Below are 25,421 nucleotides of genomic sequence, written 5' to 3'. Positions count from 1 at the left end.
ACATTGCCAAAAAGGAGTCCGGCCGTGACCATCCATCCCGATCTGCTCGCCATTCTGGCCTGTCCCAAATGCAAGGGCGAACTGACCCCGCCGGCCGCCGGCGAGGGCCTGGCCTGCCCGGCCTGCGGCGTGGTCTACCCCGTGCGCGAGGACATCCCCATCATGCTCGTGGAAGAGGCCGTGCCGGCCGCCGACTGGGAAGCCGGCAAGCGCTCGGTCAAGGACTAGCCAAGGAGGCCGCATGGCCAAGCTGCATTGGACGCCGTGGATGGCGCTCTCGGATCTGGCCCAGGAGGCCGAGCACCTGCTGACCGAAACGGACCGGGCCTTCGAGGCCGGCTATGCCTGGCAGCCGGTGGCCGATGTCCTGGAGACGGCGGAGGATTTCCGCCTGACCCTGGAACTGCCCGGCGTGGCCCGGGAGGATGTCCACCTGGAGGCCCAGGGCCGGGTGCTCGTGGTGTCCGGGGTGCGCCGCCTGGTCAAGGAGCCCGGCGGCGTCTACCAGGCCCTGGAGCGTTCCCACGGCCCCTTTGCCCGGCGTTTCGACCTGCCCAAGGGCGTGTCCCGGTCCGAGATCACGGCCGTGATGAAGGACGGCCTGCTCGTGGTCGTCGTGCCCAAGGTCCGGCCCGAACGCCTGCGCCGCCGCATCCCCATCAGTTGACGGGCCGTCCGGCCCCGTTTTCTCATCCCCAGTCAGGAGGCGTGCCATGCGACGTCTTGGCCCGTGCTTGCTTTTGTTTTGGCTCGTGCTGTGTTGCCTGCCGTCGGCGGCCCTGTCCGCCGCCGGCCGCGAGGCCCGCACCACACCGGTGGTTGCGGCCGTGCGGGCCGTGGCCCCGGCCGTGGTCAACATCACCTCGGCCCGCACCGTGGACCGCCGGGCCGGCCGGGGGCCCTTTTTCGACGACGAGTTCTTCCGCCAGTTCTTCGGCCCGGGCTTTGGCCCCGGTTCCGTCGAGCCCCGGCGCGAGACCCAGGAGAGCCTGGGCTCGGGCGTCATCATCGACGGCCAAAAGGGCCTGGTGCTCACCAACGCCCACGTCATCGCCGGCGGCACCTCCATCACGGCCCGGCTCCTGGACGGCCGGGAACTCGAAGCCAGCCTGGTCGGCTCGGACCCGGACTTCGACCTGGCCGTGCTGCGCCTGGACAGCGGCGGCAAGGCCCTGCCCCAGGCGGCCATGGGCGATTCCGGCAACATCATGATCGGCGAGACCGTCATCGCCATCGGCAACCCCTTCGGCTACACCAACACCGTGACCACCGGCGTGGTCTCGGCCGTGGGCCGGTCCCTCAAGCACGAGGGCGGCGCCTATGCCGACCTGGTCCAGACCGACGCGGCCATCAACCCCGGCAACAGCGGCGGGCCGCTGGTCAACCTGGCCGGCGAGGTCATCGGCATCAACATGGCCATCCGGGCCGAGGCGCAGGGCATCGGCTTCGCCATTCCCGTCAACAAGGCCCGCCGGGTGGTGGCGCAGATCGTCGGCGGCGGCGGGGTGACCCCGGCCTGGCTGGGGCTTTCCGGCCAGGACGTGGACGCGCGGGCGGCCCGCTATTTCGGGCTGGACCGGCCGCGCGGGGTGCTGGTGACCGAGGTGGCGCCGGGTTCGGCGGCCGAGCGGGCCGGGCTGCGGCCCGGGGACCTGCTCCTTGCGGCCGGCGGCACGGACCTCGACGACAAGGACCAGTATCTGGGCGTGCTGCGCACCTCGACCGTGGGCGAGCCCATCCCCCTGGTCATCCGCCGGGGCAAGGCCGAGGAGCGGCTTTCCGCCGTGCCGACGGCCTTCGGCGACCGCGAGGCGGCCGAGGTGGCCGGCCGGCGCTGGGGGGTCAGCGTGGCCTTTTCCCGGGGCGGCGTGACCGTGGCCGGGGTGGTGCCCAATTCGCCGGCGGCCCGGCTCGGGCTCAAGGCCGGCGACGTGCTGGTCCAGATCGGCGGCGAGAAGCTCGCCGGCCAGAAGGAATTCACCCGGGCCGTGTACTTAAGCCGCATGCACCGCACGGTGCTGGTCATGATCGAGCGGGGCGGCCGGGGCTACTACGCCCGCATGGCCGTGGACTGAGGCCGAACCGGCCGTTTGCTTGCCACGCCCGGCCGGCCCGCGCGGGTCGGCCGGGCGTTTCCTGTGGGACAGGCCGTCCTGGCCGACGCACAGCGCCTGCGGTGTGCCCGCAAGTTTCTCCGAATACGGCAGCGTGACTTTGCCTGCTGCTCGTGCGTAAGGCTTCTTGCGAACGAGCGCAGGGTGTTGGGTCTTGTGCCGCGTCGCTCCTGTGGTTCACCGGGATGCCGTTGTCTTGCCTTGCAATCCAGGTCTTGTTGGGTCTTGATTTCGAATATGCCTGACTTTGTTTTGGATTTTCGGTTATTGTTTGGCTGGCGTTTGCCGGGCATCGCGATACGAATGCGCACGGGACGATTGCAGGCTCTCGACGTGGACATGCTTTTTCGCGTGGTTGTGGCCGTGAGGCACGGTTGTGTGTCGTCAAAAAGTGTATTATGCTTTGTACGTCATGCGCAGGATGTCCGTTCTGCCTGGGCGAACCGTTTCCGGTTGCGGGGACGTGCGCCGGGGAGATCCGGAGCCGGAAAGGAGGAACGTCATGCTCCTGTCCGAGGGTTTGCCGAAAAGGCCCGGCAAGTGGCTTGCCGCGGCGGGTATTTGGCTTGCGCTTGCCGCGCCGTCGGCCGTGCTGGCCGATTGCCTCGTCTTGACGGTCAATTACCACTATACGAAAATCAGCGAGTTGAACCAGGCGGACATCACCGACCCGGCGATCGCCGACTACCGCCAGACTCTCCAACTGTGCGCCGCCAACATGACGGACCAGACCGCCGACATCCACTGCTTCTCCGGTCTCGGCGAAAGCTTCAATCCGGGCCTGCAACTGCCTGCCGTTCCCGGTTCCATGCTCGGTGCCGCGCGCAGTCAGAACGACGACTTGTACGCCACCATCATACCCGGCTCCCAGGTGACCATAGAGCGCAACGCCAAGGACAAATATTTCCGCTACACCACCTATCCGACCTGTCCGCACCAGGCCTGCATCACGTCCTGGACGTACACCCACGAAAACAAGTTCATGGATACGGAAATATTCGATGTCCCGGAAACCAGGCCGGACAACGTCGTGGCCTATCTCCAGACGTTTTTCACGGCCAGGATGGACGAGGGCACACGGTATGCGGGCACCGAATACGCCAGTTACACCTACGTGGACGATCCGCCGGAAGGCGAGATCGTCCATGAAACCTGGGCGTACAAGGGGTATTCTTACGAGGCGACCATCGTCGGGGTGCAGCGAACCGTCCAGGCGGTCCCGCTGAGCCCGGTGATCCTGCTGTTGCAGGAGTCGGGTCCGTAGCCGGCCCCCGGAAGGGCCGGGCGGCTCAGGTGCCGGCCCGCAACAGCGTCAATTCCGTCGCCCCGCCGACCGGGGCGCGGCAACGGCGGCCGGCTGCCAACGGCGCTTCGGCGATGCCCTGCATGTAGCGCCACACCGCCTCCAGGGGTACGTGGGAGCGCAGGTAGTCCTCGCACTTGGAAAAGCTGTAATGGTGGGCGAGGCTTCGGCCCAGCACGGCCACCTTCATGTGGTCCGTGGCCAGGGCCAGGTTGATGGCCTTTTCATCCGTGGTCGGCTGGCCGGCCGTCGGGGTGGTGGGGAAGGGCAGTACCCGGCGCATGAGCCGGCCGTCGAAGATCACGCAGTTGATGGTCAGGTAGCCGACGTAGCCGTACTTGGCCGGCGCGTCGCGCAGGTACACCTCGGCCAGGTTCTCGTGCAGGATCTTCTCCCACATCCAGCGGTGGTAGACCCAGTTCTCTTCGATGGGCGGCCCGCAGTACATGTGGCGCTCGGACGGGTAGGACACGCGCAGGAAGCGGTTGAGCACGTGGCGGCCCGGGGGGCTCACGGGCACCAGCGGCATGACCAGCGGCACGTCGGGGCGGTCGGCGTGGTCGATGTAGCCGTCGACGAGGTGCTCCAGCCAGTGCGGCGTGACGAAAAGGTCCTCGTCGATCTTGATGATGACGTCTTCAAGGTGGTTGGCCAGGATTTCGTTTTGGGCGGCGTGCACGGCCGGCACCAGCCCCCGGGGGCCGCGCTCGACCAGGCTGGCGTTGTCGTGCCGGGAGACGAAGCGCCTGGCCATGGCCAGGTGTTCGGGGCTTAAGGCGTTGGCCACGACATAGACGTGCTTGAGGCGTGAAAAATCCGTGAAACGCTCCAGGCAGCGTATGCAGATGAGGAAACAGTCGAGCCTGTGCGAGGTAAGCAGCAGCAGAACCGGCCGGATGTCGCCGCGACGCGGGCGTAAATAGGTGAGCTTGCCCATGGCCGTCCCTGGCTTTCAGGCATCCCTGCGTTAAAAGGTTAGATCACGCCTACATCACCCTTTTCGGCAAAGCCCACCAGGATCTTTAGCCCTGGATTTCAAAAAAAATATCATTTTTTATAAGGGGATGCAGCGACGCTGCCCATTGCTCCCGGTTACATGGCAATAAACGGGGCTTCGGAAAACGAAAAAAAAGTGCCGCCCGACCGTCACGAACCGGGCCGACGCGGTGGCTTGGGCTGGAGAGCCCTCCACCGGGCGGGAGCGTTCCCTTGACACGGGGGCACACCGAGGCTAAGGCAGCGTATGCCGTCGGAGCCATGATTGCCTGCGTTGGGTAACGCATTGGAATGCTTTTCTAAAATTGCTCCGGCCGCTTGAGTCGCGGAGGGATTTCATGGGATACAAAGTCATTGTCGACAGCCAGAAGTGCATCGGTGACGGCGAATGCGTGGATGTGTGCCCGGTGGAAGTCTATGCGTTGCAGGGCGGCAAGGCCGTGGCCGTGCACATGGAAGAATGCCTGGGCTGCGAATCCTGCGTCGAAGTCTGCGATCAGGATGCCATCATCGTCGAAGAAGAGTAAGGATTGCAAAAGATTAACCGGCAGCGGGAGCGGGCGGGCACCGTCCGCTCCCGCTGCCGTCTCCGTCCCGGGCCGCCGCCGCGCGCGGGCTGGCCGGGGCGAACGCGGAGTGCCCGATGCCCCTGGATTTTTCCCCTGCCTTTGCCCGCTACGAGGCCATCGCCGCCGAGGCTGACGCCGCTTTCGCCAAGGTCGCGGCCGCCTGCCCGGGCCTGGTCACCTGCGGCGAGGGCTGCAGCGACTGCTGCCACGCCCTGTTCGATTTGAGCTTCATCGAAGCGCTCTACCTCAATCACCGATTCAACCAGGCCTTTCCCCCGGGCCCCGAGCGTGACGCCATCCTGGAGAGGGCCAATACGGCCGACCGCGAGCACTACAAGCTCAAGCGCAAGGCCTTCCGGGCCGGCGAGCAGGGCGTGCCGACCAGCGAAATCCTGGCCGACCTGGCCCGCGAGCGCATCCGCTGCCCGCTTCTGGGCGACGACGACCGCTGCATCCTCTACGCTTTCCGCCCCGTCACCTGCCGCCTCTACGGCGTGCCCCTGGAGATCGGCGGCGCCGCCCACACCTGCGGCAACACCGGCTTTGCGCCCGGCGGGCGCTACCCCACGGTCAAGATCGAAAAGCTCCAGGACCGGCTCATGGAGCTGTCCCAGGAAGTCGTGGCCGCGCTGCCGACCAAGCTGCCGCTGATGGGCGAGATGCTGGTCCCGGTCTCCCTGGCGCTGATCACCGAGTACGACGACGAATACCTGGGCATCTTCACCGAGGACGACCTGGTGCGGCTGCCCGAGCCCCCCGCGCCGCCGGCGGCGCCCCTGGGCGCGTCCTGCGGCTCGTGCGGCGAATCGGCCGGCTCCGATGCCTGCGCCTCCTGCTCCGGCGGCCAGACCACCTGGGTCCTGCCCGGCCCCGACGGCCCGCCCCAAGGCGAAGACAAGTAAGGAGGCGTGCGTGGCCCATTCCCCGGAGGAACTGGCGACGCTCAAGCGCGCCATCTACGACAAGCTCAAGCCCCGCCGCCGGCGGTTCATCGACAAGATCGGCTACGACGCCTGGGATCCCTTCCAGGAACCCAACGACCCGCTGGACATGCGCGAGGACGCCTCGCGGCGCACCGGCCAGCAACTGGTGACGGAATTCCTGGCCGCCACCCCCGGCGCCTCCGAGGAGTTCGCCAAGGGCGCCTGGGAGCTGTGCATGGGCGTCATGAGCGGCTCGGAGCGCCACCGGGGCATGTACGCCTTTTGCAAATGGTACAAGGACCTGCTGTCCCGGGAAGGCATCGCCGCCGAGCTGGGGCCGTCCAAATAAGACCCGAAGGATCATTCATGGAATACACCGCGCAGACCCCTGACGAATTCATCGCCGAACTCAAAAAGCGCCTGTCGCAAAATCCCGGCTGCGGCGTGTCCCACTACAACCTGGGCACGGCCTACGTGGCCAAGGGCCGGCTTATCGAGGCCGAGGCGGAATTTTTGTCCGCCGTGGAATGTTCGCCGAGCCTGGCCGAGGCCTACGTGCAGCTCGGCGGCCTGGCCATGAACAAGGGCAACCTCGACGGCTGCCTGGAGTGGAACGAGAAGGCCAGCCGGGCTCGGCCCCTTTTTGCCGTGCCGTTTGGCAACATCGGCTTCGTGCACCTCCAGCGCGGCGAGGTGGACAAGGCCGAGAAGGCCCTGCGCCGGGCCGTCAAGATCGACCCCAAATACGTCCAGGCCCTGGCCACGCTTGGCAACGCGCTCTATATGAAGGGCGACGTGGACGGCGCGGAGTTCCACAGCACCAAGGCCCTGGAGGTCGAGCCCAATTTCGGCCCGGCCATCAACACCCTGGCCCTGGTCGCCCTGGACCGCGGCGATTTCCCCAAGGCCAAGGAATTCGTGGACCGCGCCCGGGCCACCGGCTTCGAGCCCCATCCCGGCCTGGTCCAGGAAATCGAGGCCGGCCTGGCCAAGTAGGGGCGGGGAAGAGGAAGACTGGGGCGCTGCCCAGGCCCCGCCGGGGGGCATGATGCCCCCCGGGCCCCCTCGCAAGGGGAGAGGGTTTATTATGCCGTCACGCAGGCAATTGCTCGGGGAGATGCGGCAGGCGCTTGCCGGGGACGACCGGGCGGCCGCCCTGGCAACGCTGTCGGCGATCCCGGCCAAGACGCGGCTGGGGCCGCTTTTCTCGTTGCTCCTGGACAAGGAGCCGTTTGTGCGCTGGCGGGCCGTCACGGCCTTCGGCGCGGCCATGGCCGACATCGTCGCCGCCCGCCCGGAAGACGCCCGCGACGTCTGGCGCAACCTCATGTGGCGCGTCAACGAGGAGTCGGGCAACATCGCCTGGGGCATCCCCGAATGCATGGGCGAGACGCTGGCCTGCTGCCCGGTGCTTGCCCGCGACTACCACCGCATCCTGCTTTCCTACGTCCAGGACCTGCCCGGCGATTGCACCTTCATCGATCACCCGCCCCTGCGGCGCGGCGCCTGGTGGGCCATCGCCCGCCTGGCCGAGGCCGCCCCGCAGCTGTGCCAGCCGGCCCTGCCCGAACTTACGGCGGCCCTGGCCGACTGCGACCCCACCGCCCGAGGCCTGGCCTGCCTAGCCGTGGCGCGGATGCGGCCGCAGCCCGCGCGCACCCTGCTCGACGCCCTCTCGCGCCTGGCCGCCGATACGGAGCCCTTCCAATGGTACGACGGCTGGCGGCTTGAAGCCGCAACCGTCGCCCACATGGCCAAACAGGCCTTGGACGCCTGCCGCGGGGGCCTGTAACCGGCCCGATCCTTCTCGCGACCTCCTCCCCAGAACGGGGACGCCGTCCCCTCGGAGGTTCGCTTTGCGTAACAAACCGATCGTCACCGCGCTGCTCGTGCTGGCCGTGCTGGCCCTGGCCGCCGCCGCCGGCCGGGCCGCCGAATTGCCGCCCCAACTGACCACGTCGCCCGAAACCCTGGCCGACCAATTCCTGCGCGGCCTGTCCGGACAGGTCACCCTCTCGCCCGAGGAACTCGCCGCCGTGCGGCCCATCCTCGTCGAACAAACCCGCAAGCGCCAGGAAATCGCCCGGGCCCGACTGGCCGCCAACCCCGGCCTGGCCGGTATGCTCGCCCTGCGCGAGGATATGCGTGCCGTGACCAAGGAAACCGACGTCAAACTCGCCGCCATTCTGCCGCCCGACAAAATGGAAAAAATTCGGGCCTACCGCGAACGGCGCCGCGAAGAAATCAAGGCCGTGGCCAAGAACATGCGAAACGGCGATTGATATTCCCATCGTTCCCCCCGTTTATTGTCCCTCTCCTCATGGTTGGGCGCGGCTTCCCCCGGTCGCGCCCTTTTTTATGGCGCGCGGGAATGGTGGGAAGGGCAAGGAAGGGATGGCGGGGACGAATGCCTCCGGCGGCCAGGAGGGGATGATCCCCTCCTGGACCTCCCCGGCGGGGCGGGTGGGGAAACGGTCGGGAACGTCGGGCGGCGGGGCGTCGGCCGTTGTGGTCGCGGAAATGGGCCTGCCGACACTGGCCGCAAGGCCGGCCAGCACGGCAGGCCCATTTCCGCGACCACGGGCGCCAGCGGCGAAGCGCCGCATGTGAAGAAAAAGGCCTTTAAGAGGCTTTCAAAGCAAAAAAATCCACACCCCTCGGCCCGCAGGGCCGACGGCTGGGCGAGGCCGGGATTTGGCCTTTCGAGCCAGGAGCGCAGCGACGGCATCGAAAGGCCAAATCCCGGCCTCGCATCTTCGCGCCGCTCCCGCCAAGCCTCCCGGTGACCGCAGCCCCTTCCGCCCGCCGCAGCCGATCGGGGGGTTCGGGGGGCGTGACGCCCCCCGATGGGGTCCGGGGCAAAGCCCCGATTCGTCCAAGGCAAAGCCCTGGTGGGACCCGGGGCAAAGCCCAGATGGGTCGAGGCCCAGGCGCAGCTTGCCGGGCGACGGCCGATGCGTCTAAAGCGTCCGTATCAGGCTGCCACGGGCCGCCGAGACGACCATCGAGGAGCCGAGCATGCTGGAGCGATTCAAGCGGCGGGCGCGCGGGGCCGGCCAGGCCGCCGTGGGCGAATCCGCCTTTCCCGGGCCGCAGTCCTTTGCCCCGTATGTGCTGGTCTATTCCTACGACGCCACCGCCGTGACCGTGCGCCGCTACGACACGCTCGGCGAGGGCGACCCCGAGTTGGCCCCGGGCAAGGTCAACTGGGTGCGGGTGGTGGGCGTGCATGACGAGGCCTTTGTGCGGGCCGTGGGCAAGCGCTTCGGCCTGCATCCGCTGCTTATGGACGACGTGCTGGCCCGGGGGCATCGGCCGGTGCTGGAGGAATACGACTCCGGCATCTTCGTTTTGTTGCGGCTGTTGGGGTATGACGAGGCGCACAAGCGGGTGCTGGCCGAGCAGGTTTGCCTGGTGGCCTCGGACGGCTATGCGCTGACGTTCCAGGAGCGCGAGGCCAACCTGTGGGACGCCCTGGCGGCCAAGCTGGAGAAGGGTGGCGGCCGGCTGACGAAGCGGGGGCGCGAGCATTTGACCCATGCCCTGATCGCGGCCGTGCTCGACGAGTACATTTTGACCCTGGGCCGGCTGGCCGAGGACATCGAGGAACTGGAACAGGCCGTTCTGTCCGGTGTGGATGGCGACACCCTGACCGAAACCTATAGGCTCAAGCGGGAGGTGCTTTTTTTGCACCGGTCGCTTTGGCCGTTGCGGGAGGTGCTGGGCCGCTATCTGGCCGACGAGTCCAATACGGCCGACCCGGGGGCGGCTTTTTTGTGGAACGACATCCGCCAGGACGTCTACCAGGTGCTCGACGCGGTGGAGACCTTGCGCGAGATGCTTTCGGAAATGGTCGGGCTGTCAATGACCAAGGCCGAGTTGCGCATGAACGCCGTGGGCCAGTACCTGACGCTGGTGGCCACGATCTTTTTGCCGCTCAATTTCCTGGTCGGCTTTTTCGGCATGAATTTCGACAACCTGCCACTCAAATCCGAGGAGTGGGGCATTTACGGCCTGATGGGTTTCATGGCCCTGACCATCATCGGCATGACACTCTATTTCTACCGCAAGCACTGGATCGCCAACACCAAGGTGGAATGAGCCCGGCCCGGCCGGCAAGTGGTCAGGGCGCGGCGGCGGAGAAAATGGCGGCGGCGATGTCGGGGTGGGCGACCACGGTGGTGGTGGGGCACAGCTCCCTGGCCTTGCGGCCGAGTTCCTCCCGGTCGGTGACGAAAAGGCAGCGCACGTCGCGGGTGTGGGCGACCAGGGCCTCCAGGAGTTCGAGGCCGGCCGGGCCGCCGCAGCAGGCCAGGTGCGGCCCTTGGCCCAGGTCGCAGGCCAGGCTGTCGGCCAGGGCGCGCAGGCCCTCGTCCGGGCTGAAGGCCCAGCTTGTTTCGCCGCCCGGGGCCGTGGGGCTCACGGTCACGTCGCGGCCGTCGTCCTCGACGCGGAAGTGGTCGCGTTCGGGGTCCACGGCGTCCACGATGTCGTGGACGTGTTCCAGAAGGGCCAGGGAGGCGTCCTCGTCCAGGCTGTCGCGGCCGTCCTGGCGGGCGATGACGGTCTCGCCGCGCCGAAACTGCAATCCCGACCCCACGTAGGCAAAACCCCGCCAGTCCGGTTCGGCCAGCAGCATGGCCAGCCGGGCGTTGATGGATTCGAGCAGGCTGGCCTGGGCCAGGGGCAGGGGCCAGGCGCTTTCGCGGCCCGTAGTGTCGACGATCTGGCGGCCCATGGAGGCGGCCAGGGTGAACTCCTGGGGCGGTACGGCGCACAGGTCGGCCAGCCCCGGCCCGGACAGGGGCCCGGCCGACCACAGCACGGGCCGTTTGGCCCGGGCGGCGGCGAACCGGCCCAAGGCCACGGCGTTCCAGGCCGGCTGCACGGCCGTGAGCCGGCGTTGCCCCGGCGCCCGGAAAAGCGCCCCGGCCTGGCACACGAGCAGGTTCACGCTCGGCGGCGCCAGTTCCCGCAAGGCCCGGCGCACGGCATCGCGAAAGCCGTGATGGCGCTTGGCCAAGTGTTTGAGCAGGGCTTCGCGGCCTTCCTCCAGATAGACGATGTCGTTTTCCAGTTGGGCGCGTTCTTCGTCCATTTCCAGGTGGAGCAGCTGTTCGTCGCCGAGTTCCAGGACCAGGCGCTCGTCGCGTTCGATGGCCGCGTCCAGGGCGTCGCGGACCCGGCCCAGGTCGGCGGCGAGGCCGGGAGGCACGGGCCGGCCGGCCAGGATGGCGCCGGCCGCTTGACGGCGCAAAACGGCCGTCTCGCGCACCAGGGCGGAGAAGTCCTCCAGGGGCATGGGTACGGCCCGGACGGGAAAGCGGTGTCTCATGGGGCGACTCGTCAGGTATTTCACAGGAAAATCGACTTGTTGGCAAAGGAAAAAAAGCTTGCCGGCGACTGCAGCAAGTCTTGCAGTATCTATTCGACTAGTCTATATGTATTGACAGGTATACCTGGGGAGCTTGTCGTAATCTCCGTTGGAGCACGGCATGGGGGAGACGTCATGATTTATGATCGACATGTTATGACGTGGCACGCGTGGCACGCGACATGAATGAGTAGGCGCGTCGATGATATGGGAGGAAGCTATGAGGTAACTGGTATTGTTGTCGGTTGGCATGTCCATATTTCGAGCTGGTTGCGGCCGACGAGTGATGGATTTCATAAAAATAATTTACGTCTACATTATTTATCGCTCGATGTAGAGAAGGTATGGAAATATGTCCATGAATATTGCGCAAAAAACATGCCTGGACAATGCTTCAACGAGCAAAGATCCTTCCTGGTTTCAATTCTATCTGTCTTGTTTCTTTTCAGTGCTCCTGACATTGGCTGTAATATTCTGGCAATCCTATGTTGGACGTCAAACTGTCAAAGATATAGAGTCGTACAGGGATGAGGAGATTGCTTCTCATGTCTGCGCCAGCAGGGAGATGGCCGAAAATTTGAAAGGTGTGATTGACAGTCCGTATATGAATGTGTCCGAGGCTTCTAGGGATGATATGGTCTCGGAGAGAAATAAAAACATTCGTGTCCTGCTCGAGCAGATTCATGTCCAACTCGCGGCGCTGTGTACAAAAATGCAGACGCGAAACGAGGACCGCCTGAAAGAAGCACAGCCGGACGCAAAGCCGCAAGCAGACAAAGGCGCCGGGTTTCATCCGGTCAAACCGTAGTCGGATGATTTGTAGCCAGGACCGTGGCCTGGGTGAGGAGAGAGCCATGCACAAGCAGGGAAGAATGTCCGGGGGATGTCGGAGAGTGTTGTTGACGATGGCAGCCGTTGTGTGCGGATGGTGCTGGTGCCATTCGCTGGCGCAGGCGCAGCAGGCTGGAAATAGCCCGGGCGCCAATAGGGCCATGCATATTGAAATAACCCAGACAAGCCCGGAAGCGACGAGGACAGAGCCCCTGTTGACATTCTCCAAGCCGCTTCCCGTGCAACTCTTGGGGAGAATAGTGAATTATCAAGAGGTTCCTGAAGAATTAAGAAATGGCATGCATCTGTATATCCTGCAAAAAAGCCAGCAAGATCAGGTATATGCCATTCAACCGGAATGCAGCGTTTCGAGTGACGGGACATTTGGCGCCTCTGTCTGGCTGGGCAATGACCTGATGGGAAGTAACCAAATTTTCGAACTTGTTTTCGTCATGAAGAGGACGCCTTACGTCTTGCAGGGTAATATCAATACTACCCGGATGCTTCCTTCCGGCGATGACCTGTATTGGCACCAGGTGCTGATGGTTTCCAGGCTGGATTGAGCGCCCTCCGGGGTGGAGATGGGGGTTCGCTCCCGCCACGTTTGCGGCGGTTGCCTCGCGGCCGGCCCTCGGCTATGAAATACCGTTTGGAGCCGCCGGCACGGGCGGCCCCGCAACGGGTTGCCAAGGAGGCGGACATGCGGCTGCTGACGCGATCGGATTTCGACGGGCTCATCTGCGCCGTGCTGCTCAAGGAAGCCGGCATCATGGACGAATGGGTGTTCGTGCACCCGAAAGACGTCCAGGACGGCAAGGTGGCCTGCGGCCCGGACGACATCCTGGCCAACGTGCCCTATGCCCCGGGCTGCGGCCTGTGGTTCGACCACCATTCCAGCGAAGCCGACCGCCTGGGCGACATCGAATTTACGGGTGCCTCCAAGCACTACCCGAGTTGCGCCCGGGTCATCTGGGAATATTACGGCGGCCACGAGACCTTTCCGGCCCGCTTCGACGAGATGCTCGCCTTCGTCGACCGCTGCGACAGCGGCAACCTCACGCCCGAGGAAGTGGCCAAGCCCGAGGGCTGGATCCTGCTGAGCTTCATCATGGACCCGCGCACCGGCCTTGGCCGCTACCGCGACTACCGCATCAGCAACTACCAGCTCATGATGCGCCTGGTGGATTTGTGCCGCCACGAGCCCGTGGAAACCATCCTGGCCGATCCCGACGTGGCCGAGCGCGTCAAGCGCTATTTCGAGCAGGAGGCGCAGTTCGCCGCCATGCTGCGGCGGCGGTCCATGGTCGTGGGCAAGGTGCTGCTGATCGACCTGCGCCCCCAGGAAGAGATTTTCACCGGCAACCGCTTCACGGCCTACGCCCTGTTCCCGCACTGCGACGTCAGCGTCCAGGTGATCTGGGGCAAGGCCAGGCAGAACGTGGTGCTCACCGTGGGCAAGTCCATCTTCGACCGCTCCAACCCGGTGGACATCGGCCGGCTCATGCTGTCCTACGGCGGCGGCGGCCACCGCAACGTCGGCACCTGCCAGGTTCCGGAAGCCGAGGCGGAAACGGTCATCGCCGACGTGCTGGCCGTGCTCAACGGCGACACTCCGGCCGGCGGCGCGGTCTAGGGGGCATCCTCTTTCCGGAACGCATGTTGTCCCACGCCACGCCCCCCGCGCCCGACGACCTGCTCGAATCCTACCGTTTCGAGCTGCCCCCCGAACGCATCGCCGAGCGGCCGTGCCGCAAGCGCGACGCCTGCAGGCTTTTGACCCTGGACCGGGCCGGTGGCGCGACCGGGCATGCCGTCTTTTCCGACCTGCCGGACCTGCTGCCGCCCGGCGCCCTGCTGGTGGTCAACGACACCAAGGTGGCGCCGGTGCGGCTTTTCGGCCAGAAACCCAGCGGCGGCGCGGCGGAATTGCTGCTGCTGACCCCGGTGGCCCTGCTGGCGCCAACCGTCGACGCGGCCACCGGCTGGGCGAGCGCCCAGGCGGCCGGGCTCCTTCGCGTCTCGCGCCCGCCAAGGCCCGGGGACCGCATCGATTTCGCCCCGGACCTGCATCTGACCGTCACCAGCCGGGGCGCCTTCGGCCACACCGACTTCGTGCTGTCCTGGCGAGGGCGGCTTCCCGACATCCTGTCGCGCATCGGCCACATCCCCCTGCCGCCCTACATCCGCCGCGCCGACGACGCGGCCGACCGCGAGACCTACCAGACCGTCTACGCCCGCGACGACAAGCTCGGTTCGGCCGCCGCGCCCACGGCCGGCCTGCACTTCACCGAGGAACTGCTGGCGGCTCTGGCCGGCCGGGGGTTCGAGCGCGTCGCCGTCACCTGCCACGTGGGCATCGGCACCTTTTCCCCGGTGCGCGTGGCCGATATCCGCGACCACGCCATGCACAAGGAGTGGATCGAGGTGCCGGCGGAAACGGCCGCGGCCGTGCGGGCGGCCAAGGCCGAAGGCCGGCCCGTGGTCGCCGTGGGCACCACCGCCGCCCGGGCGCTGGAAGGGGTGGTGCGCGAGGCCGGGGAGATGACGGCCTTTGCCGGCGAAACCGACATCTTCATCCGCCCTGGGTATCTGTTTCGCGTCGTCGACGGCATGGTCACGAATTTCCATTTGCCTGGATCCTCCCTGGTGATTATGCTGGCCGCCCTGGTCGGGCGACAGAATCTCCTGGCTGCCTACGGTCAGGCCATCGCCTCCGGCTACCGCTTTTTTTCCTACGGCGACGCCATGTTGGTGCGCTAGACGCTGCCTGGCGCCGCACACCGCAAGGAAATTTCGGGCAGGGGGAGCGGCGGGCTCCCCCGTGCATGGGCTTGCGCCCAGGCCCGATCCGCCCGCAAAGGAGTGAACCGATGTCGCGGATTGCCATCGACGAGGAACGGTGCAAGGGCTGCCTGCTGTGCGCCCAGGTCTGCCCCAAGGCCATCATTGCCGTGTCCTCGCGTTTCAACACCAAGGGCTACAAGGTGGCCGAGGTGACCGAGTCCGGGAAGGACACGTGCACGGGCTGCGCCGCCTGCGCCCAGATGTGTCCGGACGTGGCCATAAAAGTCTGGCGCAGCGTCAAAAGCACAGCCAAGGAGAACGACTGATGTCGGCCAAGCGCGTCTTCATAAAGGGCAACGAGGCCATCGGCCAGGGCGCCTTGGCCGCCGGCTGCCGCTGCTACTTCGGCTATCCCATCACGCCCCAAAACGACATCCCGGAGATGCTCTCCTCGGCCATGCCGGCCGCCGGCGGCCAGTTCGTCCAGGCCGAGTCGGAAGTGGCCGCGGCCAACATGCTGCTCGGCGCGGCGGCCTGCGGCGTGCGTGCCATGACCACCTCGTCGAGCCCCGGGGTTTCGCTCATGCAGGAGGCCATCTCCTACATGGCCGGCTCGGAGCTGCCGGGCGTGGTCGTCAACATGAACCGGGGCGGCCCGGGCCTCGGCGACATCGGCCCCTCCCAGGGCGACTACTTCCAGTCCGTCAAGGGCGGCGGCCACGGCGACTACCGCACCCTGGTCCTGGCCCCGGCCACCTGCCAGGAGTGCTACGACCTGACCTTCACCGCCTTCGACCTGGCCTTCAAGTACCGCAATCCGGTCCTGATCCTGGGCGACGCCATCGTCGGCCAGATGAAGGAGCCGGTCACGCCCCGCGAGCCGCTGCCCATCGACCCGGCCGAGGGCGGGGACTGGAAGCTCACCGGGCGCGGCGAGCGTGCCCCCCGGCTGCTCAAGTCCCTGTTCCTGGAGGACGGCGCCCTGGCCGGCCAGAACCGGCTGCTCCAGAAAAAATACGAGGCCATGCGGTCCGAGGTCGTGTTCGAGGATTTCGAAACGGCCGACGCCGAACTGGTGGTCGTGGCCTACGGCTCCATCGGCCGTATCGCCAAGTCCGCCGTGCGCACCCTGCGCGCCGACGGCGTCAAGGTCGGCCTGCTGCGCCCGGTCACCCTCTATCCCTTCCCCGAGGACAAGCTGCGCGAGCTGGCCGGGGCCGGCAAGCGCTTTTTGACCATCGAGCACAACCTCGGCCAGATGGTCGACGACGTGCGGCTTGCCGTGCGGGGTCTGGCCGATTCCGCCTTCTACGGCGTTTTTCCCGGCAACCTGCCCACGCCCGACGAATTCGTGGAGCCCATCCGGGCGGCCGCAAAGGGGGCCTAAATGTCTTCCATGCCTGCAATCGAAGAGAAACTGGTCTTTGACCGGCCGTCCGTCCTGGCCGACGTGCCCACCCACTACTGCCCGGGCTGCCAGCACGGCGTCATCCACCGCATGGTGGCCGAGTGCCTGGAGGAGTTCGGGCTGGTCGAAAAGGCCATCGCCGTCAGCTCCATCGGCTGCTCGGTGTTCCTGTACAACTACATCCTCGTCGACACCGTCGAGGCCCCCCACGGCCGCGCCCCGGCCGTGGCCACGGGCGTCAAGCGCGCCCGCACCGACGCCTTCGTCTTCGCCTACCAGGGCGACGGCGACCTGGCCTCCATCGGCATGGCCGAGATCATGCACGCCGCCAACCGGGGCGAGCGCATCTCGGTCGTTTTCGTCAACAACACCGTCTACGGCATGACCGGCGGCCAGATGGCGCCCACGACCATGATCGGCCAGAAGACCACCACCTGCCCCGGCGGGCGCTGCGCCGAGCGCGAGGGCGGCCCCATCCGCATGGCCGAGATCATCGCCTCCCTCGACGGCGTGGCCTACTGCGCCCGCACGGCGGTCAATTCCGTCAAAAACATGGCCCAGGCCAAGCGCGCCCTGCGCCGGGCTTTCGAGGTGCAGATCAACGGCGAGGGCTTCGGCTTCGTGGAGATCCTCGCCACCTGCCCCACCAACTGGAAAGTCTCGCCCGTGGCCGCCAACGAGCGCGTGGCCAAGGAAATGATCCCGGGCTTTCCGCTGGGCGTCTACAAAGACGTCGCCAAGGAGGACTAGGGTCATGGGCATATACCAGGACGTGATCATGGCCGGCTTCGGCGGCCAGGGCGTGATGCTCATCGGCAATTTGCTCGCCTACGCCGGCATGGAACATGGCCTCAATGTCACCTACATCCCGGTCTACGGCCCGGAGATGCGCGGCGGCACGGCCAACTGCACGGTCGTCGTCTCCGACGACGCCATCGGCTCGCCCATCATCCGCAGCCCCAAGAGCCTCATCATCATGAACCGGCCGTCGCTGGACAAGTTCCAGCCCCAGCTCGTGGACGGCGGTGTGCTCGTGCTCAATGCCTCGCTGATCGACCCCGACCTGGCCGACAGCGCCCGGGTCAAGGTCGTGGCCGTGCCGGCCAACGAAATCGCCGACGGGCTGGGCAACACCCGCATGGCCAACATGGTGGCCCTCGGCGCCTACGTCCAGGCCACCGGCATCCTGCCCCTTGCCGTGGTCGAGGAGAGCCTCTCCCACGTCATCTCCAAGCATTACAGCCACCTCATCCCCAAAAACGCCGAAGCCCTGCGCGCCGGCGCAGCATACAAGCAGTAGGGAAGAGAGAGGGGGAGAGGCGAAGAGGAAGATGCCTCCGGCGGCCGGGGGGCCTTAGGCCCCCCGGTCCCCCCTTCTCCCGAGGCGGCTGGGCCGGTCCGGCAGGGGCGCTGCGCTTCCCTGCCGGACCGGCCCAGCCGCCTCGGAAAAATGGGAAACCGAGAATACCCCCTTGAAAAGTTTTGGGGGGAGGGTGGGGGGCCGGGGGGAGGGAACCCCCTTTTTTCCAAAAAGGGGGTTCCCTCCCCCCGATTCCTCACCTTCATCCTCCCTCCCCCAAGGAGCGGCCATGACGGGACTGTATGGTATCATCGGGCATCCGTTGGCGCATTCGCTCAGCCCCCTCGTGCACAACTGGGGGTTCTCCCGTTTCGGCATCGACAGCCGCTACGAGGCCTGGGACACGCCGCCCGAGGGCCTTGCCGCCTTCATGGACCTGTTGCGGCAAACGCCGATCCAGGGGCTGAGCGTCACCATTCCCCACAAGACGCCGGTCATGGGGTACGCCGACGCCGTGACGGACCTCGGCCGCGAAGTCGGGGCCGTCAATACGCTCTATTGGCGCGGCCAGGTGCTGTGGGCGGAAAATACCGATGTGGAGGGCTTTTGCCGCCCCCTCATCGAGGCCGCCGACATCCCGGACACGGCGCTTGTCCTGGGCGCGGGCGGCGCGGCCCGGGCGGCCGTGGTCGGCTTGAAGCGCCTGGGCCTGACGCGTATCGGCGTCACGGGGCGCACGCCCGAAAAGGCCGCCGCCCTGGCCTGGGAGTTCGAGTTGGACAGCGTGGGCTGGGAGGCCCGGGCCGGTTTTTTGGCGGGGCTGCTCGTCAACGCCACGCCCATGGGCATGTCCGGCCGGTATGAAGCGCTTTCGCCCTTTCCGGCCGAGGCCCTGCGCGCCGGCCAGGTCGTCTACGACCTCGTGTACAACCCCCGGGTCACCCGGTTCGTGGCCGAGGCCACGGCGGCCGGGGCGCGCATCGTTTCCGGCCTGGACATGTTCCTGTACCAGGCCATCGAGCAATTCCGGCTCTGGACGGGCCGGGTATTGCCGGTCGAGGAGCTGCGCCCGCTGTTGGAAAAGGCCCTTTACGGCGCGGCCTGAGCATGGCCTAAGCGTGGCCTGAGTAAGGCCTCAACGCGGCCTGAGCGTAGCCTGAGCAGGTCCGGGCGCGGCCTGAGCGTGGCCTGAACGCGGCCCGGGAGCGGCCCGGGCGAGGCCGCAACCGGCCGATCCGTCGGCTCCGGTGCGGCCGGCCGGCCAGGGGAGGACAGGACAGATGGAAACATTGCGGCGCATTCTGGGTTTTTTCGAGGCCGTGGGCCAGGTGGCGGCCGTGGTCCTGCTGGTGGCCGTGATCGTGGGGGTGGCCTGGTTCGCCTGGCTCGGCCGGGTGAGCCGCCGCCTGCCGGCCGTGGTCTCGCCCACGGGCGGGCCGCTGCGCCCGGGCGGCCCGAAACCCAATTGGGTCGCCTCCACGGCTCCCAAACGGGACGTGCTGCATTATATCGCCCCGCGCCCGGCACCGGAAAACCCCATTGCCCGACTGGCCGCCGTGCTGCCCGCCCAGGGCCTGACGGTGCGGGACGTCACGGAACGCTACCTCCACGCCACGGCCTCTTCGCCGCGTTTCGGTTTCGTGGACGACATCGAGTTCCTCTACGATCCCGCCGCCGGCCTGCTCCATGCCCGGAGCGCCTCGCGCGTGGGCTACAGCGACTTCGGCGCCAACCGCCGCCGCCTGGAGGCGATCTACCGGGCGCTTGGGCAATAGGGGAAGGGGCGGGGGAAAGCCATTTCAAGCAGGCGAATGGCCGGAGCCGGAGGCTGTCGCCTCGGCAACCCCCTTGCAATTGCAAGGGGCGGTCGTTTTTTCCATGCGTCGCGGGTTGTCGCGGGGTTTCCCCCGGGCCGCGGCACAAGGGGCCGGATATGGGAAACGGGGCGATGCCGCCGTGGCATCGCCCCGTTGGCGTCGGGCGGGTGTTGTGGGGGCGCCGACCTGGCAGGGCGCGTCGCTGCCGCCAGTGCCCGGGCCGGAACGCTCGCTTCGCGGGCTCCGTCCGTACGGACGCGGCCGAAAGGGAACCCTAATCCTTGCGGATGGTGATCTGGGAGCCGGCTTGCAGGGAGCCCGGGGTCTTCATGTTGTTCCAGGCCATCAGCGACGAGGGCTCGACGTTGAATTTCTTGGCGATGCCCCAGACCGTCTCGCCCGGGCCGACCTTGTAGTTGACGGCCTTGGCCGGGGCTTGCTTGGCGGCGGCCGGGGCGGCCGGTTTTGCCGGTGTTTTGTCGGCCTTGGCCGCGAGTTGGACGGGGGCCGGGGCCTTGGCTGGCGGGGCCTTGGCCGCGCCGGCGGCCTTGTCGCCGAAAAGTCGCCCGGCCGTGGGGGCGGGGGAGAGGTCCGCGGCCATGGGCGCGCCTTTGACCGCCTTGGTGTCGCGGGCGGCCTGGACCGGCTCCCTGGACGGCGCCACCGCCACGGCGGCCGGCGCGGCCGGCTTGCCCTTGCCCGGGATGGTCAGGCTGGCCCCGGCGCGCAGGTCCTTGGGGGAGCGCAGCTTGTTGGCGGCCATGAGCGTCTCGGCGCTTATGCCGTACTTGGCGGCGATGCCGCTGACGGATTCGCCTTTCTGGACGCGGTGGCTGGCATCGGCCACGGCGACGGCCTGGGCGGCGGGCGCGGCCGGCCCGGGGCCGGATTTGGCGGCGGCCACGGCGGCCGGCTGGGCCGGGGCGGCGCCGGGGATGACGATCCAGGAGCCCAGGGTCAGGCGGCGCTCGGTTTTCATCTTGTTGGCGGCCAGCAGTTCCTTGGTGGACACGCCGTACTTTCTGGCGATGCTGCCGATGGATTCGCCCTTGTTGACCCGGTGGCGCGCCGGCTTGGCCGCGGCCACGGGCTTGGGCGCGCAGGCGTCGGGGCCTTCGGCCAGGGCGGTGTTGTCGACGCCCGAGGCGCTTAAGGCCACGCGCACGGTCTGTCCGGGCGGCAGTTCCTCGGGCAGGGCGGCGTTTAATTGCCGCAGTTCGGCCACGGGCATGCCGGCCCGGCGGGCGATGGCCCACCAGGTGTCGCCGGCCTGGGCCGTGACGGTCTGGACGCCCCCGGACGGGTAATTGCCGGGGTTTTGCAGGAAGGCCAGCACGACCTGTTCCTTGGCCACGGGCACGTAGACGTTGACCGTGGCGTCGGGCGGGCTGACCTGGCGGCGGAACCCCGGGTTGTAGTCCCGGAACTGCTCCCAGCTCATTTCGCAGGCCTTTGACAGGGCGAGCAGGTCCGTGCCGCCCGGCACCGGCACTTCCTTGAGGTTGGGGCCGGCCTGCCAATTGATCTTCTTGAAACCCAGGCTGTCCAGGTTCTGGAAGATTTTCAGCACGGCCAGGAATTTCGGCACGTAGTGGCGGGTTTCCTGCTTGAGCAGCTTGGGGTCCTTGGCGATGTCGAAGAAGTCGCACTGGCCGCTGGCGGCCATGACCCGGGAGATCTTGCCCTCGCCGGCGTTGTAGGCGGCCAGGGCCAGGTTCCAGTCGCCGAACATCTGATAGAGCTTGGTCAGGTACTTGGCCGCGGCCACGGTGGACTTGTAGGGGTCGCGGCGTTCGTCCACCCACCAGTCCACGGTCAGGCCGAAGCGGCGGCCGGTGTAGGGCATGAACTGCCACATGCCGCCGGCACCCACCGGGGAATAGGCCATGGCGCTGTAGCCCGACTCGATGAACGGCAGCACGATGAGGTCCGGCGGCAGGTTGTAGCTGGCCAGCACGGCCCGGACATAGGGCAGGTGGGGCTCGGCCCGTTGCAGCCACTTCTCCATGGTGCCTTTCTTGTCCATGGTGAAGTATTGCAAAAACATTTCCACTTCCTCGTTGTCGGCCACGTCCAGGTTGAACTGGATGGCGCCGCGCGAGGCCAGGGCTTTTTTCTCCTGCTCGGTCAGGGGGCGGCCGCGCTTCAGATCCTTGAGGATCTGCGACGTGTCCCAGACCTCGGGTTCGAGGTTGGCCTTCATATCGTTATTCTTGTCGTATTTGTTGCCGGCGCAGCCGGCCAGGGCCAGCAGCAGCGACAGGATGAGGCACGGGAAATAACGGACCATGCGGGATCTCCAGGGAACAAAACGGCAACCGGCCGCCGGGGGAGGGGCTTCCGGAAGGTTGTCGTCGGTATTTCTAACTGCCGTGATTTTTTAACAATTAAGGAGTAGTTAGTCCAAAGTGGATGAAAACGCAAGGGAAAAAAAGACTTGTGGTCCCGCAGGCTTTGGGCCACCAAGGGCCATGTCTCAGCATGATCGCCCTCGTCGGCCAGCCGCATCGGCGCGGCCGCGTAACCGGACCGCGTCCCCCCCCGCCGCTTCCCCTGCCTCGCGCCGACCGGACGCCGTGGCTGCTTCCCCGTCGCCGCGCCGCCCGCCGAACGTGGCCGCTTCTTCGTCGCCGCATCGGCCGGACGCCGTGTCCGCTTCTGCGTCGCCGCGCCGGCCGGAGGCCGCAGCCGCAGCCCCGCAGACACCGCCTTCCCCCCGGGCCGCCGGGCCGGACGACGTGCTGCCCGGGCGCAAGCCCGTGCGGGAGCTCTTGGCCGACCAGCCCCGGACCGTGGAGGACGTGCTGCTGCGCCAGGGGTTGCGCGGCCCGGACATCGAGGCCATCGTGACGGCCTGCCGGCAGGCGCAGGTGCGTTTTCGCTTCGTGCCGGCCGGCGACCTGGACCGCATCTACCCCGGCAACCACCAGGGCGTGCTGGCCCGGCTCGTGGCCGGCGAACTGGCCAGCGTGGCCGACGTGCTGGCCGCCACGCGGGGGGCGCCCTTGCCCGTGGCCCTGGCGCTCGACCGGGTGCAGGACCCGGGCAACGTGGGGACGCTGGCCCGCACGCTCTACGCCCTGGGCGGCGGCGGCCTCGTTTTGCCGCGCCACGAGGGGGCGCGCCTGGGGCCGGCGGCGGCCAAGGCGGCGGCCGGGACGCTGTCGCGCCTGCCCGTGGCCAAGGCGACCAACCTGGCCCGGGCCCTGGACGAGGCCCTCGAGGCCGGTTTCACCGTGGTTGGCGCGGCCGGGGAGGCCGGGGCGCAAAACGCCTTCGCGGCCACTCCCGCCTTCCCCCTTGTATTGGTGCTCGGCAACGAGGAGGAGGGCCTGCGGCCGGGCGTGCGCAAGCGCTGCGAAACGTTGCTGCGCATCCCCCAGGCCAGGCCGCTCGATTCCATGAACGTAGCCCAGGCCGGGGCCATCATTCTGGGTCGGCTGGCGGCGTTGGCGTTTCCCCGGGACTAGGCTCGGCCTGGCGGCAGGCGTCGCGCACGGACCGGCGCAGGCGCTGGACGCCCCAGGGCGCCGCCCAGTCCGGCGGGGCGCAAAAGGCCGCCTCGGGCAGGGTCAGCCGCCAGGCGTGCAGGAGCAAGGGCGGCGCGCCGCCGCCGTACTTGGCGTCACCGACGATGGGGTGTCCGCGCCCGGCCAGCTGGGCGCGGATCTGCTGGGTGCGGCCCGTTTCCAGGCGCACTTCGAGCAGGCTCGCCGTGGGCATGTGGGTGAGCAGGCGCACCTTGGACACGGCCTCCTTGCCTTGCGCTCCCGCTTCCACCCGCTGCCGGCCCGGCTCGCCCGTCTTGGCCAGGCGGTCGCGCAGGGTCAGCCATTCGTTGACCTCGCCCAGTTCCCATTTCCCCCAGACCCAGGCGAAATAGTCCTTGTGGGCCTCGCCCGAGGCCATGGCCTCGTGGAGGCGGCGCAGGGCGCGGTAGCTTTTGGCCACGAGCAGGATGCCCGTGGTGTCGCGGTCCAGGCGGTGGGCCGGGGTGGGGCGGAAGGGCGCGTCCGGGGAGCGGGCGTGCAGGATGGTGGTCAGGGCCAGGGCGTGACCGGAGCCCGGGTGCACGGGCAGGCCGGCCGGCTTGACCACCACGAGCAGTTCCGCGTCCTCGTGGAGGATGTCCAGGGCCGGCAGGTCCGGGGTGGCGGCCGGGTGCGGCGCCCGGGCCGTGGACGGCGCGCTGGCCCTGTCCCGGGCGGCCGGCGGGCTGCCGGTCGGGGGCGGGGTGCCCGGTGCGGTGCCGGGGCGGGGCGGGGCGGTTTTCGCCGGGGCGGCTTCGGTTTCGTAGGGCGGCACGCGGACTTTCTGGCCCTCGTCGACGCGGTCGAAGGGCTTGCAGCGCTTGCCGTCCAGGCGCACCTGGCCGGTGCGGATAAACCGCTGCAAGGCGGCTTGCGGCACCACGCCGTCCAGGCGCCGCACCAGGTACTGGAGCAGCTTCTGGCCGGCCTCGGCCGGCGTGACGACGAACGTCTGGACCGGGGTTTTCATGCGGCACCGCCAAGGCGCGGCGGGCAGGCGGCCAGGGCACTCGGGGACGCGAGTCTGGCCGCATCGGTGGCGCGGGACATAAACCACCCTTGGGCATTTTTCGGGAGGGGAGCGCGCGGGGAACCCCTTTTTCCAAAAAGGGGTTCCCCGCGCATCGTCTTTCCGTTTCCGTTGCCGGACCGCCTACGGGGCGAGCTTGAAGCGGCCGGAATCGACGATGAGCATGACCATGGAGTCCTCGTGCAGGCCGTTGTGGTCCTGGGAGGACAGGGTGTAGACGCCGGAGACGCCGACCACGTTCTGCAGCTTTTCCAGGGCAGCGCGCAGTGCCTCGGGATCGGCCTTGCCGGCCTTTTCCAGGCCCGCCCGCAGGAGCGTCAGCGCGTCGTAGGCGTAGCCCGAGTGGGTATTGAGCGGGAACTTCTCCTGGATGCCGGCGTCCTTGTAGGCCTTGATGAAGGACTCGATGACGATTTTCTGGGGGTCCTCGTCGGGCAGGGATTCCGGGGCCATGAGCTTGGTGCCGGGCATGACCGTGCCGCCGGCGGCCTCGCCGGCCAGTTCCAGGTAGCTCGGGCCGGGCTGGCCGTGGCTTTGCACGAGCAGCGGCCGCTCGCCGGGCAGGGCGGCGAAGTTCTTCGAGGCGATGGCCCCGGCCGGGCCGATGGTCCAGACCACCACGGCCTGCGGCTTGGCCGCCTGCAGCTTGAAGGTCTGGGCGGAAAAGTCCGTGCCCTTGGGGTCGAAGCTTTCCTCGGCGATGATGTCGATGCCGTATTTGCCGGCATTGGCCTTGAGCTCGGCCAGGCCGTCCTGGCCGAAGGCGTCCTTGGAGCTCATGACCGCGATCTTGGCGATGTTCTTGCCCTTGAGGTACTCGTAGATCTTGCCCACGGCCGTGGCCGTGCGCTGGGGGGCCTTGAAGGTCCAGTCGTAGGGGCCAAACTTGCCGCCGGAGATGATGGCGTCGCCGCCCACGGTCATGATGACCGGGACTTTCTGCTCCTCGGTGTACTTCTTGACGGCCAGGCCCTCGCCGGTGGAGGTGGGGCCGATAATCGCCAGGACCTTGTCGCCCTCGACGAGCTGGCGGGCCTGGCGCAGGGCCACGTCGGGAGACGATTCGGTGTCGTAGCTGACGAGCTTGACCGGGCGGCCGAGAATGCCGCCCATGGCGTTTAACTGGGCGATGGTCATTTCGGCCACGAGCTTGCTGGGGGTGCCGACCACGGCGGCGGGGCCGGACTGGGCGAAAAGCCCGCCGATGACGATGGGTTCGGCGGCCGGCTGGGCCGTGGCAAGGGCCGCCGGCACAAGGAGCAGCGCGGCGAGAAGGAGCAGGGTTTTGGCCATTCGGGGAGCCTCCGGGGCGTATTGGCCGCCATGCGGCGACAGGGATTTTGTACCGCAACCGGAGGCGTTGTAAATCCTTTTCGCAAGGTGGCGGCCAACCCGGGCGCGGGCCGGGCCCATTCGCGAGGCGGCGGCCGCCCGGGCCGGCC

At 67.6% G+C, this 25,421-nt stretch carries 27 protein-coding genes; 22 read left to right on the top strand and 5 right to left on the bottom strand.

The annotated features are described in order from the left end of the window. Window positions 1-24: 24 nt before the first annotated feature. The 4 genes from ACP59X_RS19905 to ACP59X_RS19890 all read left to right on the top strand — a co-directional run bounded on the left by ACP59X_RS19905 (window position 25) and on the right by ACP59X_RS19890 (window position 3,378). Window positions 25-228 carry a Trm112 family protein gene (locus ACP59X_RS19905; protein ID WP_323429511.1) on the top strand — a complete coding sequence of 68 codons (204 nt, stop codon included), beginning with the start codon at window positions 25-27 and terminating at the stop codon, window positions 226-228. Window positions 229-241: 13 nt separating this feature from the next. Beyond that, window positions 242-667: an Hsp20/alpha crystallin family protein gene (locus ACP59X_RS19900; protein ID WP_428561856.1), complete on the top strand. Its 426-nt coding sequence runs from the start codon at window positions 242-244 to the stop codon at window positions 665-667. A gap of 46 nt (window positions 668-713) precedes the next feature. After that, entirely contained in the window at window positions 714-2,075 is a 1,362-nt protein-coding gene (locus ACP59X_RS19895; RefSeq protein WP_428561854.1) for a trypsin-like peptidase domain-containing protein, read from the top strand. 541 nt (window positions 2,076-2,616) lie between these two features. After that, window positions 2,617-3,378, top strand: coding sequence for a hypothetical protein (locus ACP59X_RS19890; protein WP_428561852.1), 762 nt, complete (start codon window positions 2,617-2,619; stop codon window positions 3,376-3,378). 25 nt (window positions 3,379-3,403) lie between these two features. Here the strand turns inward: ACP59X_RS19890 and ACP59X_RS19885 are convergent, their stop codons facing one another. After that, a complete protein-coding gene (locus ACP59X_RS19885; RefSeq protein ID WP_428561850.1) occupies window positions 3,404-4,354 on the bottom strand; it encodes a glycosyltransferase family 2 protein in 951 nt (316 codons plus the stop codon). Between the two features lie 397 nt (window positions 4,355-4,751). Here ACP59X_RS19885 and ACP59X_RS19880 point away from each other — a divergent pair, with 397 nt between their 5' ends. The 7 genes from ACP59X_RS19880 (at window position 4,752) to corA (ending at window position 10,006) form a co-directional block, all read left to right on the top strand. Beyond that, window positions 4,752-4,940: a ferredoxin gene (locus ACP59X_RS19880; RefSeq protein ID WP_428561848.1), complete on the top strand. Its 189-nt coding sequence runs from the start codon at window positions 4,752-4,754 to the stop codon at window positions 4,938-4,940. 116 nt (window positions 4,941-5,056) lie between these two features. Further along, window positions 5,057-5,884, top strand: coding sequence for a CxxCxxCC domain-containing protein (locus ACP59X_RS19875; RefSeq protein WP_428561846.1), 828 nt, complete (start codon window positions 5,057-5,059; stop codon window positions 5,882-5,884). Window positions 5,885-5,894: 10 nt separating this feature from the next. Beyond that, window positions 5,895-6,254 carry a hypothetical protein gene (locus ACP59X_RS19870; protein WP_428561844.1) on the top strand — a complete coding sequence of 120 codons (360 nt, stop codon included), beginning with the start codon at window positions 5,895-5,897 and terminating at the stop codon, window positions 6,252-6,254. Between the two features lie 17 nt (window positions 6,255-6,271). Further along, window positions 6,272-6,901: a tetratricopeptide repeat protein gene (locus ACP59X_RS19865; protein ID WP_428561842.1), complete on the top strand. Its 630-nt coding sequence runs from the start codon at window positions 6,272-6,274 to the stop codon at window positions 6,899-6,901. A 91-nt stretch (window positions 6,902-6,992) separates the two neighbouring features. Next, window positions 6,993-7,697: a DVU0298 family protein gene (locus tag ACP59X_RS19860; RefSeq protein WP_428561840.1), complete on the top strand. Its 705-nt coding sequence runs from the start codon at window positions 6,993-6,995 to the stop codon at window positions 7,695-7,697. 64 nt (window positions 7,698-7,761) lie between these two features. Next, on the top strand, window positions 7,762-8,187 hold the full coding sequence (locus ACP59X_RS19855) for a hypothetical protein (RefSeq protein ID WP_428561838.1): 426 nt from the start codon (window positions 7,762-7,764) through the stop codon (window positions 8,185-8,187). 736 nt (window positions 8,188-8,923) lie between these two features. Continuing rightward, window positions 8,924-10,006, top strand: coding sequence for a magnesium/cobalt transporter CorA (corA, locus tag ACP59X_RS19850; RefSeq protein WP_428561836.1), 1,083 nt, complete (start codon window positions 8,924-8,926; stop codon window positions 10,004-10,006). A 22-nt stretch (window positions 10,007-10,028) separates the two neighbouring features. Here corA and ACP59X_RS19845 read toward each other — a convergent pair whose 3' ends face one another. Next, window positions 10,029-11,240: a hypothetical protein gene (locus ACP59X_RS19845; protein WP_428561834.1), complete on the bottom strand. Its 1,212-nt coding sequence runs from the start codon at window positions 11,238-11,240 to the stop codon at window positions 10,029-10,031. 397 nt (window positions 11,241-11,637) lie between these two features. On the opposite strand from ACP59X_RS19845, the gene ACP59X_RS19840 reads away from it, so the two are divergent. From ACP59X_RS19840 to ACP59X_RS19795, 10 genes are all read left to right on the top strand, one after another. Beyond that, a complete protein-coding gene (locus tag ACP59X_RS19840; protein WP_428561832.1) occupies window positions 11,638-12,087 on the top strand; it encodes a hypothetical protein in 450 nt (149 codons plus the stop codon). A gap of 46 nt (window positions 12,088-12,133) precedes the next feature. After that, window positions 12,134-12,673: a hypothetical protein gene (locus ACP59X_RS19835; RefSeq protein ID WP_428561830.1), complete on the top strand. Its 540-nt coding sequence runs from the start codon at window positions 12,134-12,136 to the stop codon at window positions 12,671-12,673. 137 nt (window positions 12,674-12,810) lie between these two features. Further along, window positions 12,811-13,743, top strand: a complete 933-nt coding sequence (locus ACP59X_RS19830; RefSeq protein WP_428561828.1) for an exopolyphosphatase — start codon at window positions 12,811-12,813, stop codon at window positions 13,741-13,743. 23 nt (window positions 13,744-13,766) lie between these two features. Continuing rightward, window positions 13,767-14,870, top strand: a complete 1,104-nt coding sequence (gene queA, locus ACP59X_RS19825; protein ID WP_428561826.1) for a tRNA preQ1(34) S-adenosylmethionine ribosyltransferase-isomerase QueA — start codon at window positions 13,767-13,769, stop codon at window positions 14,868-14,870. A 110-nt stretch (window positions 14,871-14,980) separates the two neighbouring features. Next, on the top strand, window positions 14,981-15,220 hold the full coding sequence (locus ACP59X_RS19820) for an indolepyruvate ferredoxin oxidoreductase subunit alpha (RefSeq protein ID WP_428561824.1): 240 nt from the start codon (window positions 14,981-14,983) through the stop codon (window positions 15,218-15,220). Continuing rightward, a complete protein-coding gene (locus tag ACP59X_RS19815) occupies window positions 15,220-16,281 on the top strand; it encodes a 3-methyl-2-oxobutanoate dehydrogenase subunit VorB (protein WP_428561822.1) in 1,062 nt (353 codons plus the stop codon). The genes ACP59X_RS19820 and ACP59X_RS19815 overlap by 1 nt, the downstream gene beginning before the upstream one ends. Continuing rightward, window positions 16,282-17,052, top strand: coding sequence for a thiamine pyrophosphate-dependent enzyme (locus ACP59X_RS19810; protein ID WP_428561820.1), 771 nt, complete (start codon window positions 16,282-16,284; stop codon window positions 17,050-17,052). Between the two features lie 4 nt (window positions 17,053-17,056). Then, window positions 17,057-17,602, top strand: a complete 546-nt coding sequence (locus ACP59X_RS19805) for a 2-oxoacid:acceptor oxidoreductase family protein (RefSeq protein WP_428561818.1) — start codon at window positions 17,057-17,059, stop codon at window positions 17,600-17,602. 289 nt (window positions 17,603-17,891) lie between these two features. After that, window positions 17,892-18,707 carry a shikimate dehydrogenase gene (gene aroE / locus ACP59X_RS19800; protein ID WP_428561816.1) on the top strand — a complete coding sequence of 272 codons (816 nt, stop codon included), beginning with the start codon at window positions 17,892-17,894 and terminating at the stop codon, window positions 18,705-18,707. 175 nt (window positions 18,708-18,882) lie between these two features. After that, on the top strand, window positions 18,883-19,377 hold the full coding sequence (locus tag ACP59X_RS19795) for a DUF1499 domain-containing protein (protein ID WP_428561814.1): 495 nt from the start codon (window positions 18,883-18,885) through the stop codon (window positions 19,375-19,377). A gap of 316 nt (window positions 19,378-19,693) precedes the next feature. Here ACP59X_RS19795 and ACP59X_RS19790 read toward each other — a convergent pair whose 3' ends face one another. Further along, entirely contained in the window at window positions 19,694-21,709 is a 2,016-nt protein-coding gene (locus tag ACP59X_RS19790) for a LysM peptidoglycan-binding domain-containing protein (RefSeq protein WP_428561812.1), read from the bottom strand. Window positions 21,710-22,067: 358 nt separating this feature from the next. On the opposite strand from ACP59X_RS19790, the gene ACP59X_RS19785 reads away from it, so the two are divergent. After that, window positions 22,068-22,889 carry a TrmH family RNA methyltransferase gene (locus ACP59X_RS19785; protein ID WP_428561810.1) on the top strand — a complete coding sequence of 274 codons (822 nt, stop codon included), beginning with the start codon at window positions 22,068-22,070 and terminating at the stop codon, window positions 22,887-22,889. Here the strand turns inward: ACP59X_RS19785 and ACP59X_RS19780 are convergent. Both ACP59X_RS19780 and ACP59X_RS19775 read right to left on the bottom strand, forming a co-directional pair. Beyond that, window positions 22,846-23,919 carry an RluA family pseudouridine synthase gene (locus tag ACP59X_RS19780; protein WP_428561808.1) on the bottom strand — a complete coding sequence of 358 codons (1,074 nt, stop codon included), beginning with the start codon at window positions 23,917-23,919 and terminating at the stop codon, window positions 22,846-22,848. The two genes, ACP59X_RS19785 and ACP59X_RS19780, sit on opposite strands and share 44 nt — an antisense overlap. A gap of 183 nt (window positions 23,920-24,102) precedes the next feature. Continuing rightward, entirely contained in the window at window positions 24,103-25,272 is a 1,170-nt protein-coding gene (locus tag ACP59X_RS19775) for an ABC transporter substrate-binding protein (protein ID WP_428561806.1), read from the bottom strand. Between the last annotated feature and the right edge of the window lie 149 nt (window positions 25,273-25,421).

The sequence above is a fragment of the Solidesulfovibrio sp. DCME genome, from assembly GCF_049995385.1.
Classification (GTDB): Bacteria; Desulfobacterota; Desulfovibrionia; order Desulfovibrionales; family Desulfovibrionaceae; genus Solidesulfovibrio.
The sequence above is the reverse complement of the archived record's forward strand: the minus strand, read 5'-3'. Positions and strand labels throughout refer to the sequence as shown.

What these genes read in the sequence shown, in the direction of transcription:
- ACP59X_RS19900 (WP_428561856.1), top strand. Translation starts at nt 242, where the DNA reads ATGGCCAAGCTGCATTGGACGCCGTGGATGGCGCTCTCGGATCTGGCC.
- ACP59X_RS19895 (WP_428561854.1), top strand. Translation starts at nt 714, where the DNA reads ATGCGACGTCTTGGCCCGTGCTTGCTTTTGTTTTGGCTCGTGCTGTGT.
- ACP59X_RS19890 (WP_428561852.1), top strand. Translation starts at nt 2,617, where the DNA reads ATGCTCCTGTCCGAGGGTTTGCCGAAAAGGCCCGGCAAGTGGCTTGCC.
- ACP59X_RS19885 (WP_428561850.1), bottom strand. Translation starts at nt 4,354, where the DNA reads ATGGGCAAGCTCACCTATTTACGCCCGCGTCGCGGCGACATCCGGCCG.
- ACP59X_RS19880 (WP_428561848.1), top strand. Translation starts at nt 4,752, where the DNA reads ATGGGATACAAAGTCATTGTCGACAGCCAGAAGTGCATCGGTGACGGC.
- ACP59X_RS19875 (WP_428561846.1), top strand. Translation starts at nt 5,057, where the DNA reads ATGCCCCTGGATTTTTCCCCTGCCTTTGCCCGCTACGAGGCCATCGCC.
- ACP59X_RS19865 (WP_428561842.1), top strand. Translation starts at nt 6,272, where the DNA reads ATGGAATACACCGCGCAGACCCCTGACGAATTCATCGCCGAACTCAAA.
- ACP59X_RS19860 (WP_428561840.1), top strand. Translation starts at nt 6,993, where the DNA reads ATGCCGTCACGCAGGCAATTGCTCGGGGAGATGCGGCAGGCGCTTGCC.
- corA (WP_428561836.1), top strand. Translation starts at nt 8,924, where the DNA reads ATGCTGGAGCGATTCAAGCGGCGGGCGCGCGGGGCCGGCCAGGCCGCC.
- ACP59X_RS19845 (WP_428561834.1), bottom strand. Translation starts at nt 11,240, where the DNA reads ATGAGACACCGCTTTCCCGTCCGGGCCGTACCCATGCCCCTGGAGGAC.
- ACP59X_RS19840 (WP_428561832.1), top strand. Translation starts at nt 11,638, where the DNA reads ATGAATATTGCGCAAAAAACATGCCTGGACAATGCTTCAACGAGCAAA.
- ACP59X_RS19835 (WP_428561830.1), top strand. Translation starts at nt 12,134, where the DNA reads ATGCACAAGCAGGGAAGAATGTCCGGGGGATGTCGGAGAGTGTTGTTG.
- ACP59X_RS19830 (WP_428561828.1), top strand. Translation starts at nt 12,811, where the DNA reads ATGCGGCTGCTGACGCGATCGGATTTCGACGGGCTCATCTGCGCCGTG.
- queA (WP_428561826.1), top strand. Translation starts at nt 13,767, where the DNA reads ATGTTGTCCCACGCCACGCCCCCCGCGCCCGACGACCTGCTCGAATCC.
- ACP59X_RS19820 (WP_428561824.1), top strand. Translation starts at nt 14,981, where the DNA reads ATGTCGCGGATTGCCATCGACGAGGAACGGTGCAAGGGCTGCCTGCTG.
- ACP59X_RS19815 (WP_428561822.1), top strand. Translation starts at nt 15,220, where the DNA reads ATGTCGGCCAAGCGCGTCTTCATAAAGGGCAACGAGGCCATCGGCCAG.
- ACP59X_RS19810 (WP_428561820.1), top strand. Translation starts at nt 16,282, where the DNA reads ATGTCTTCCATGCCTGCAATCGAAGAGAAACTGGTCTTTGACCGGCCG.
- ACP59X_RS19805 (WP_428561818.1), top strand. Translation starts at nt 17,057, where the DNA reads ATGGGCATATACCAGGACGTGATCATGGCCGGCTTCGGCGGCCAGGGC.
- aroE (WP_428561816.1), top strand. Translation starts at nt 17,892, where the DNA reads ATGACGGGACTGTATGGTATCATCGGGCATCCGTTGGCGCATTCGCTC.
- ACP59X_RS19795 (WP_428561814.1), top strand. Translation starts at nt 18,883, where the DNA reads ATGGAAACATTGCGGCGCATTCTGGGTTTTTTCGAGGCCGTGGGCCAG.
- ACP59X_RS19790 (WP_428561812.1), bottom strand. Translation starts at nt 21,709, where the DNA reads ATGGTCCGTTATTTCCCGTGCCTCATCCTGTCGCTGCTGCTGGCCCTG.
- ACP59X_RS19780 (WP_428561808.1), bottom strand. Translation starts at nt 23,919, where the DNA reads ATGAAAACCCCGGTCCAGACGTTCGTCGTCACGCCGGCCGAGGCCGGC.
- ACP59X_RS19775 (WP_428561806.1), bottom strand. Translation starts at nt 25,272, where the DNA reads ATGGCCAAAACCCTGCTCCTTCTCGCCGCGCTGCTCCTTGTGCCGGCG.